We start from the raw sequence: 6,669 nt of genomic DNA, 5'->3' as shown, positions 1-6,669 counted from the left end.
GACAGGCGCCCGTCGTTGAACAGCCCCGCGGTCACCGGCAGGTGGCGCAGCACCTGACTGGCGGTGATCAACACCCACCGCTCAGCCCCCGTCAGATGGTGGGCGGCGGCCAGGTGCAGATCCAACGACAACCCCTCCACCTGCTCGACCACCCCCGCCGCGTGCAGCTCGCCCACCAGCTCCACGATCGCCGCGTCCAGACGGTTGCGCTCCTCCAGCAGGCGCCCCAACTCGCCCAGCGCCCCAACCCCCCGCGCAGCCGTGGCCTCACCCACCCGCTCGCGGTCTTCGGTTCCCACAGCCATCGCCATCTCCCTGGAGACTCTGTTACCGAACCCTTGACCGAACCCTTGACCGAACCCTGTTACCGAACTTGTGTTCGAGTCGAACGCTACCAACCCCCTGCGACATCCAGCGTCGACGTCAAACCGAACCTGGGGGAAAACCCGCCCGACGTCCCTACGGCGAGAGGGGCGCGCCCCGGGATGTCCGCGGGACACCGAGCCGGCCGGTTGTACCCTTCACGGCCCCGGCTTCGGTGGACACCACATGCCCGATCTCCTACTCGTGCTGATCGTCATCGGCACCGCGTTGGTGCTGTTCGCGATGGCCTACGTCGTGTCACGTCCGCGCCGCCGGACCCCGTTGAAGCCGCGCCATCCCGGCGCCCCGCCACACCGCGACGAGAAGGAACCCGACGAACAGGGGGGCGGCGTGGCGACCCTTGAGGCGCCACCGGCCCCGCCGGAGGCCGCCGCCCCGCCGGACGCCGCCGCCCCGCCGGACGCCGCCGCCCCGCCGCAAGCCGCCGCCCCACCCGAGGCACCGACCGTGCCCGCGCCGGAGGCGCCCCCGGCCCCGCCGGTCGAGGAACTCACCGTCGGCGAGCGGTTCCGGCGCCGGCTGGCGCGGTCGCGGAACCTGCTCTCCGCCCAGGTCGCCGACCTGTTCGGTCGGGGGATCACCGACGAGGCCTGGGAGGGCCTCGAGGAGACCCTGATCGCCGCGGACGTCGGGGTCGCCACGTCGCTGGCGCTGGTCGAACAGGTCCGCACCCGCACCCGGGAGGAGGGCGTTACAGGCGCCGACGGCGTGATCGAACTGCTCAAGGATGAGCTGCGTGTCCTGCTGGGCGCCGGCCCACGAGATTTGGTCCGCTGCCATCAAGACGAACCGACCGTGTGGCTGGTCACCGGCGTCAACGGCACCGGGAAGACCACTTCGATCGGGAAGCTCGCCGCCCGCGAGACCCGCGCAGGCCGATCGGTGGTTCTGGCCGCAGCCGACACCTTCCGGGCCGCCGCCATCGACCAGCTGGCGTTGTGGGCGGAGCGCGCCGCGGCGCGGCTGGTCGCAAAGGACCCCGGTGCGGATCCCGCTGCGGTCGCCTACGACGGGTACAACGCCGCCAAGGCCACCGACGCGGACGTTCTGCTGGTCGACACGGCCGGCCGTCTCCACAACAAGAAGGCGCTGATGGACGAGCTGGGGAAGGTCAAGCGCGTCCTGGAGAAGCAGGCCGGCGACCTCCAGGAGGTGCTGCTGGTGATCGACGCGACCACCGGTCAGAACGGCGTGACACAGGCACGGGCGTTCCTCGACGCGGTCGACGTCACCGGGCTGATCCTGACCAAGCTCGACGGGACGTCCAAGGGCGGGATCGTCGTGGCCGTGCAGCGCGATCTCGGCATCCCGGTCAAGCTCGTCGGCCTCGGAGAGGGGATCGACGACCTCGCACCCTTCGACGTCGACGCGTTCGTCGAGGCACTGTTCGCCGACCGGGCGGCGGCGGCCTGACGGCCACACCACCCGGTACCCTGCTGGCGCGAACTTCCTCCGTCCCCACGAGAACGGGCCCCCGCCGTGTTCGACGCGCTCTCCGAGCGGCTCGAGGCCGCCCTCGGCCGCCTGCGTGGCCGCGGGCGGCTCGACGAGCAGACCGTCGATGCCGTCTTGAAGGACATCCGCCTGGCGCTGCTCGAGGCGGACGTCAACATCATGGTGGTCCGCCGCTTCGTGCAGCGGCTCCGCGAACAGCTGGTCGGCGAGGATGTCTCCCGAGCGCTCAACCCGACCCAGCACGTGGTCAAGGCGGTCAACGAAGAACTGACCCGCGCGCTCGGCCAGGACACCGCCCCGCTCGACCTCCGCGCACGGCGTCCGGCGGTGATCATGCTGGCCGGTCTGCAGGGCTCGGGGAAGACCACCGCCGCCGGGAAGCTCGCCCAGCAGCTCAAGCGCAAGGGCCGCCACCCCATGCTGGTCGCCTGCGACCTGCAGCGCCCCGCCGCCGTGGAGCAGCTGCGCGTCCTCGCGCACCAGGTCGGGGTGCACGTCTACGCCCCGACGGAATCCGGCGACCCGGTCCCGGTCGCCCGCGACGCGCTCCGCGCCGCCGGCGACACCGGCTGTGACGTGGTGATCGTCGACACCGCCGGTCGCCTCCACGTCGACCAGGAGATGATGGACCAGGCCGCCGCGATCCGCGCGGCCGTCGACCCGGTCGAGACGCTGTTCGTGATCGACGCGATGATCGGCCAGGAGGCGGTCAACGTCGCCAAGGCGTTCCTCGATCAGGTCGGTTTCGACGGGGTGATCCTCACCAAGCTCGACGGCGACGCCCGCGGCGGCGCGGCTCTGTCGGTGGCGGAGGTCACCGGACGGCCGATCAAGTTCGCATCGGTCGGCGAGAAGCTCGACGAGTTCGAGCAGTTCCATCCCGACCGCATGGCCGGTCGGATCCTGGGCATGGGCGACATGCTGACGCTGATCGAGAAGGCGGAGGACACCTACTCCGAGGAGGAGGCCCGCCGCGCGGAGGAGGCCCTGCTCTCCGGCGACTTCACGCTCGCGGAGTTCCTCGACCAGCTGCAGCAGCTGAAGAAGATGGGGCCACTGACCAACCTGCTCGGGATGCTGCCCGGGGTCGGGAAGCAGCTGAAGGGCGTGGATCTCGATGACTCACAGCTCAAACGGGTCGAGGCGATCATCCAGGCCATGACCCCCCGGGAGCGTCGCGATCCCAAGAAGGTCCTCAACGGCTCGCGCCGCCGACGGATCGCCGCGGGGTCGGGGACGACCGTCACCGACGTCAATCGGCTGGTCAAGCAGTTCGAAGAAGCCCAGAAGATGATGCGGTCGGTGATGAAGATGGCCGGGGGCGGCGACGGCCGCGGGCGGGGCAAGGGCGCGGTCCGCGGTCAGATGGCCCAGGCCAAGGCGCTCCGTCAGCTGCAACAGTCGGGCCAGGTCCAGATGCCCGGCGGTGGCTTGGGCGGCTTCCCTGGTCTGCAGCCCGCCCCCAAGCGCAAAAAGCGCTGACCGACGCACCCGCCGATGCGGATCGGGATCGACCTCGGCGGGACCAAGATCGAGGCGGTCGCGCTCGGTGACGACGGCCAGGACGTCGCCCGCCACCGGGTCCCCACCCCCCGCCACGACTACGCGGGCAGCATCCGAACCATCGCCGAGCTGGTGGAACGCCTCGAGCGCGACACCGGCCGCCGCGGCACCGTGGGCATCGGCATGCCCGGGACGCTCTCGCCCGTGACGAGCCTGGTGAAGAACGCCAACTCGGTGTGGCTGAACGGACGGCCGTTCGCCCGGGACGTCAGCGACGCGCTGGACCGCGACGTGCGCTGCGCGAACGACGCCAACTGCCTGGCCCTGTCCGAGGCGACCGACGGCGCTGGCGCCGACGCCGAGGTGGTGTTCGCGGCGATCCTGGGCACCGGCACCGGCGCCGGGGTGGCGATCGGCGGCCGCGTCCACACCGGGCGGAACGGGCTCGGCGGCGAGTGGGGCCACAACCCCCTCCCGTGGGCGCGCCACGACGAGATCCCCGGCCCCGCCTGCTGGTGTGGCCGCCACGGCTGCGTCGAGACGTGGCTGTCGGGCCCCGGCCTCGAACGCGACCACCGCGATGCCACCGGCCGTCGCAGCGACGCTGAGAGCATCGTCGCAGCCGCGGAAGCCGGCGACGCCGACGCCGACGCCAGCTTGCGCCGCTACGAGGACCGCCTGGCGCGCGCGCTGGCGTCCGTCGTGAACGTCGTGGACCCCGACGTGGTCGTCCTGGGCGGCGGCATGTCCAACGTCGACCGGCTCTGCGGCTCCGTCGCTCGACGGTTGGCGGGGTGGGTGTTCGGTGGGGAGGTCACCACCCCGGTCCGCCGCGCCGCGCACGGCGACGCCAGCGGCGTCCGCGGCGCTGCCTGGCTGTGGCCACCCTCGCAGGGGTGACCGCCCGAGCGGGCATACGTCGCCGGCGGTCGCCGCAGGCCGCGCCACCGGTTACGCTGCTGCTGTCCCGCTCGGCACCGTGCCCCGCGGGGCCGCACGGCACTCCGGCTGTCTCCGCCCCGCCGCCCGACCTGCGACCACACCGATCGGTCCGCGTGGGTACAGGCCAGCCCCGCCGCCGGCGCCGGCCACCAGCCGACCGCGTCGGCCTGATGAGCGAGGATCCGAAGATGGCTGTCAAACTCCGCCTGCGTCGCGAGGGTGGGAAAAAGAACGCCTACTTCCGGGTGGTGGCGGCCGACAGCCGCTCTCCCCGCGACGGACGGTTCATCGAGATCATCGGCCACTACAACCCGACCGCCAACCCGTCGGTGGTCGAGATCGACCACGAGCGGGCACTGCACTGGCTGCGCCACGGCGCGCAACCCACCAACCCGGTCGAGAACCTGCTGCGCATCGCCGGAGTGTGGGAGACGTTCAAGCCCGGCGGAGCGTCCGAGCGCGTCCGCACCCAGACACCGGTGCGCACGTCCGACCAGGCGCGCGATCAGGCGGCCCGCACCGCGGATCAGTCGCAGGTCACCGGCGGCGGCGACGCCCCCGCCCGGCAGGCCGCTGCGGCGCCCGAGGAGGTCGAAGCCGCGCCCGGCGTCCCCGAGGACGCCACCGCGGCACCGGTCGCCGAGACCGAGGCGGTCCGCGGCGAGACCGAAGGCGGACCCGGTGAGGGCGACGAGCGCGCCGCCTCGGTCGGGGGCGGCGGTGGCGGCTCGCCTGGCACCACCCCCGGCGAGACGGAGGAGGAGGCGTGAGCGCTGAACGTCTGCTGCAGTTCGTCGCCGAACAGCTGGTCGACCACCCCGATGACGTGTCGGTCACGCCCGTCGAGGACGGCCGCGGCCGCAACGTCACGCTCGAGCTGCGGGTCCACCCCGACGACGTCGGGAAGGTGATCGGCAAGCGAGGTCGCACCGCCAAGGCGCTGCGGACGGTATGCAAGGCCGCAACCGAGGGCGACACCAACGTCAACGTCGAGATCATCGACTGAGAGTGCCGGGTCAGCCATCCGAACGCATCGAAGTAGGGCGGATCGTCAAGCCCCACGGCATCCGCGGCGAGGTCGTCGTTGCGCTCCTGACCGACCGTCCGGAGCGGCTGCGAGCCGGCGAACGGCTCCACGGCGCCGGCCGGACCTTCACGGTGGTGCGTTCCCGTCCCCACCAGGGACGAATGTTGGTCACCTTCGAGGACGTCGCTGACCGTTCGGCCGCCGAGGCTCTCCGCGGCACGGTGCTGGAGGCCGATCGGGACGGGGAGCCCGAGGAGGACACCTACCTCGCGTCGGAGCTGGTCGGGATGGCGGTCGTCGACGACCGCGGTCGCGACCTCGGCACCGTCGACGCGCTGATCGAGCTCCCCGCTGCGGCGCAGTACGACCTGCTGGAGGTCCGCCGCCACGACGACTCCACCTGGCTGCTGCCGGCCGTCGAGGACTACGTCGGCATCGACGAGGGCCCGGACGGAACCGAACGCCTGGTCGTGACCTCCCCGCCGCCTGGCCTCCTCGACGAGGCCGGGGAGGCGTGATGCGGATCGACGTGCTGTCGATCTTCCCGGAGTTCTTCGCCGGCCCGTTCACCACCTCCCTCCTGGGCAAGGCATTCGAGGCGGGGTTGGTGGACCTGCGGGTCCACGACCTGCGCAGGTGGGGGATTGGGAAGCACCACATCGTGGACGACGCGCCCTACGGCGGCGGGGCGGGGATGGTCATGCGCGCCGACGTCTGGTTCGACGCGGCCGAGGAGGTGTGGAACCTCGACGTGGACGGCCCGACATACCGCGTCGCGGGCCGGCGGCCACGCACCGTGCTGCTGACGCCCCGCGGGACGCCCCTGACCCAACCGCTGGTCGCCGAGCTCGCCACCGAACCACGGCTGGTCGTGTGCTGCGGGCGGTACGAGGGCATCGACGAGCGCGTCCACGACGCGGTCGCCACCGACGAGGTCTCGATCGGCGACTACGTCCTGGCCGGCGGCGAGGCCGCCGCGGTCGTACTGGTCGAGGCGGTCAGCCGCCTAGTCCCCGGCGTCATCGGCAACCTCACGTCGATCGAGGAGGAGTCGTTCAGCGCAGGCCTCCTCGAGTACCCGCACTACACCCGTCCACCGTGGGTGCGGGGCCTGGCCGTCCCCGACGTGCTGCGCTCGGGTGACCACGGTGCCGTGGCGCGGTGGCGTCGCGAGCAGGCGCTGGGGCTGACCAGACAGCGGCGCCCCGACCTGTACCGTCGGTGGCTGGCTGCCGGGGGCGAACCCGCACCCAGCGACGAAGACGGAGAGCAGGGCTAGCTGTCGGTCGCCCCCCAGACGCGCCGGCCGCGCGTCCCCGCACGTCGGGTAGCCTGCCGAACGCCCCCGCCTCCGACCC

Annotated in this window: 7 protein-coding genes and 1 pseudogene; 7 read left to right on the top strand and 1 reads right to left on the bottom strand. The window is 72.3% G+C overall.

The window, feature by feature from the left end:
• Positions 1 to 305, bottom strand: a 305-nt coding sequence (locus tag KY462_13365) for a hypothetical protein (GenBank protein ID MBW3578701.1), incomplete at its 3' end; no start/stop codon positions are given.
• Positions 306 to 549: 244 nt separating this feature from the next.
• Here KY462_13365 and ftsY point away from each other — a divergent pair.
• The 7 genes and pseudogenes from ftsY (at position 550) to trmD (ending at position 6,590) form a co-directional block, all read left to right on the top strand.
• Positions 550 to 1,797 carry a signal recognition particle-docking protein FtsY gene (gene ftsY / locus KY462_13360; GenBank protein ID MBW3578700.1) on the top strand — a complete coding sequence of 416 codons (1,248 nt, stop codon included), beginning with the start codon at positions 550 to 552 and terminating at the stop codon, positions 1,795 to 1,797.
• Positions 1,798 to 1,863: 66 nt separating this feature from the next.
• Positions 1,864 to 3,321 (top strand): signal recognition particle protein, encoded by a 1,458-nt coding sequence (gene ffh, locus KY462_13355; protein ID MBW3578699.1) that lies wholly within the window; start codon positions 1,864 to 1,866, stop codon positions 3,319 to 3,321.
• Positions 3,322 to 3,336: 15 nt separating this feature from the next.
• Positions 3,337 to 4,242: a fructokinase gene (gene mak / locus KY462_13350; protein MBW3578698.1), complete on the top strand. Its 906-nt coding sequence runs from the start codon at positions 3,337 to 3,339 to the stop codon at positions 4,240 to 4,242.
• Positions 4,243 to 4,472: 230 nt separating this feature from the next.
• A pseudogene (gene rpsP / locus KY462_13345) lies at positions 4,473 to 4,715 on the top strand (30S ribosomal protein S16).
• A gap of 335 nt (positions 4,716 to 5,050) precedes the next feature.
• On the top strand, positions 5,051 to 5,290 hold the full coding sequence (locus tag KY462_13340) for a KH domain-containing protein (GenBank protein ID MBW3578697.1): 240 nt from the start codon (positions 5,051 to 5,053) through the stop codon (positions 5,288 to 5,290).
• Positions 5,236 to 5,829: a ribosome maturation factor RimM gene (rimM, locus tag KY462_13335; GenBank protein ID MBW3578696.1), complete on the top strand. Its 594-nt coding sequence runs from the start codon at positions 5,236 to 5,238 to the stop codon at positions 5,827 to 5,829. The genes KY462_13340 and rimM overlap by 55 nt, the downstream gene beginning before the upstream one ends.
• On the top strand, positions 5,829 to 6,590 hold the full coding sequence (gene trmD / locus KY462_13330; GenBank protein ID MBW3578695.1) for a tRNA (guanosine(37)-N1)-methyltransferase TrmD: 762 nt from the start codon (positions 5,829 to 5,831) through the stop codon (positions 6,588 to 6,590). Before rimM ends, trmD begins: the two co-directional genes overlap by 1 nt.
• Positions 6,591 to 6,669: the final 79 nt, after the last annotated feature.

The sequence above is a fragment of the Actinomycetota bacterium genome (assembly GCA_019347675.1).
Lineage (GTDB): Bacteria > Actinomycetota > Nitriliruptoria > Nitriliruptorales > JAHWKO01 > JAHWKW01.
The sequence above is the reverse complement of the archived record's forward strand: the minus strand, read 5'-3'. Positions and strand labels throughout refer to the sequence as shown.